Genomic DNA, 2,189 nt, shown 5'->3' on the forward strand with positions numbered 1-2,189 from the left:
CATTAATGGTCGCTCCCTTGATAAAATCAATAACACGGAGTAAAGCCCATTAAAACCCATCGAAGAAGACCTTGTGCCTGCCCACTTCGTTGTTGCATTAACTTAAAAGGGGATAACCATTTCCACATTAATGCGCCTAGAATTGAACTGGCACAATGCCTCTGAAACGAGCATCTTCAGGTAGAACGGGGATAGAGTTTAGCTTGTAGCCTTGAGTTATAGTTCAACCTACAAACTCAAAATCGCAGCGGGCGCATGTGCAGATACAACTGCGAGACGCTACAACTCAATTAGATCTCTAACGCATCAGACTGCGTCTGATTAAAGTCGTGGCGCTTCACCCCCACCAGACCAAAAAGGGGAAAGCGCTTGCCCCCCTTTTGGATATCCCTCAGCGCCCCGGCGAAATTTAAAAAGCAAAATTTCCAACGGGGAAGATTTGATTCTGTGAGTTTATTCAAACCCTTTTTGCTCTGGACGTTTACTCAAAGCTAAAAGCACAAATATCAAATTCCTACAGATACGTTTACCAGAAATCATCGGGAGCACTTTGGAAGATACAAACTTTTTCATTTCACAAAACCTATAAAAATCAGCCTTATGAAAAATGTACAAAAGTGATACACGAACCCATTGAAAAAACTAGGCTCTCTTTCTCCGCACTCAAAAAGGCAGTTTATGTAACCTAAAATTAGAAATTATCAATTTACAGCAATGCCTTAGCAGTGATAGCTTGTTAAAAATTTAACCAGTTGCTAAGAACGTTATCGAGCGACTAATGAATAAGTTGTTAGGATATCCGCATGTATCTTGCACCTATTAAGAAAATATTGAAGTGTCCAGAGAACATTAGCGCATGGGATGTGCTGGTCGACAATTATGAATGTTTTTTATGGGATGATAAAACGCCACTAGATCTACAGTGGAATAATATCCCTAAAGCTAAGAAACTTGGTAAGTTGAATTTACATTTAATCGATGATAATTCGGTAGAAATTCGATTTAATAAGCAATCAATAATCACAAGATTGCTATTAAGTAAACAAGACTATTTACACCAAATGTTTGCATTGAATAATCTTATAAATCAAACGGTTGAAATTTACCTCTGTATTGATTCAATTGGTAGCTCGAATCTTGGATTTGCTTTTGGTAGGAAGATCGACTGGGAAAAATTTAAGGTTGAATTTGGTGAAAAGGCATTTATTGTTAGGTTTATGGCCATTCCAGCAGATTTCAATGACTTTTTAGAGTCGATATCAGAGTATGAGCAAAGGCCTGACATTACCTTTAGTCAAGACTATGTCAACTTGACACGACACTTACCTATATATTGGAAAGCAACAGGTAAAAATTCGTGGGTTAATGTTGAACAAGATGATGGTGGGCTAGACCAAGGAAAAATTGTTAATTTGATCAATGCTTATATCGGCACTGATAATTCAAGTATTAATTATTTATTGTGCTTTAATGACCAAGAGATAGTGAAGGTTAGTGGGTGCCCCTCAATAGCTGAGAAACTGTTTCTAAAAGTAAAAGAATCTATCGAAGTTAAATCAAGCTACAAAGGGTTTATTACAAGCTTTAATTTTACTGAATTATTTATTTATGACTCAGATTTCGAAACAGTCCTTATTATAGTGACGACATCAAAAGCATTATTATGGAGATCCGGTGAACTCCTACCAATATCCTAACAATTCAATAAATAAAGGTTCACCAAACATGTCATGCCCCCACTGCATTTGGCTCACTTATTACTGAGGCGTTAGTTGCCATCACATGAATCTAGCTCAGAGCTATATTAAATTTTTAGATGATGCCCATTTTGTTTGGACTGAGTTAATAATAATCCTACCGGCATGTATTGTTGCGGCATTATTGCTTTCTGATACTGAGAACAACTTCAGGCTATTGGTAAGTGGCATAATATGCAGTGTTATTACTGCGATTCATCTTTCTCTCGGCTTGTACTCTCTAACAAAAAAGAAATATTGGAGCTTTCTTAATTTAATGTGTTTACCAATCGCTTCAATAATTTTAATGTTCATTCTGATAAGCAAGTAAACGGCAACTAACGTATAAGGATAGGCCGCGCGCAGCCGCGTCCTTATCCCAAGTGTTGAACAAGCCCGAGTGATACCTTTATATAGTTAATATCGACGTAAGAGTTTACGCTTTTTAGGTGG

At 37.2% G+C, this 2,189-nt stretch carries 1 protein-coding gene; it reads left to right on the plus strand.

The genetic code is table 11. The features are described 5' to 3' along the window. Positions 1 to 803 precede the first annotated feature (803 nt). Positions 804 to 1,697 carry a hypothetical protein gene (locus AB4238_RS07135; RefSeq protein ID WP_372032499.1) on the plus strand — a complete coding sequence of 298 codons (894 nt, stop codon included), beginning with the start codon at positions 804 to 806 and terminating at the stop codon, positions 1,695 to 1,697. Positions 1,698 to 2,189: the final 492 nt, after the last annotated feature.

Origin of the sequence: Shewanella sp. 10N.286.45.A1 (assembly GCF_041470405.1) — a bacterium.
In the GTDB taxonomy this organism is placed as follows: domain Bacteria; phylum Pseudomonadota; class Gammaproteobacteria; order Enterobacterales; family Shewanellaceae; genus Shewanella.

What these genes read in the sequence shown, in the direction of transcription:
- AB4238_RS07135 (WP_372032499.1), top strand. Translation starts at nt 804, where the DNA reads ATGTATCTTGCACCTATTAAGAAAATATTGAAGTGTCCAGAGAACATT.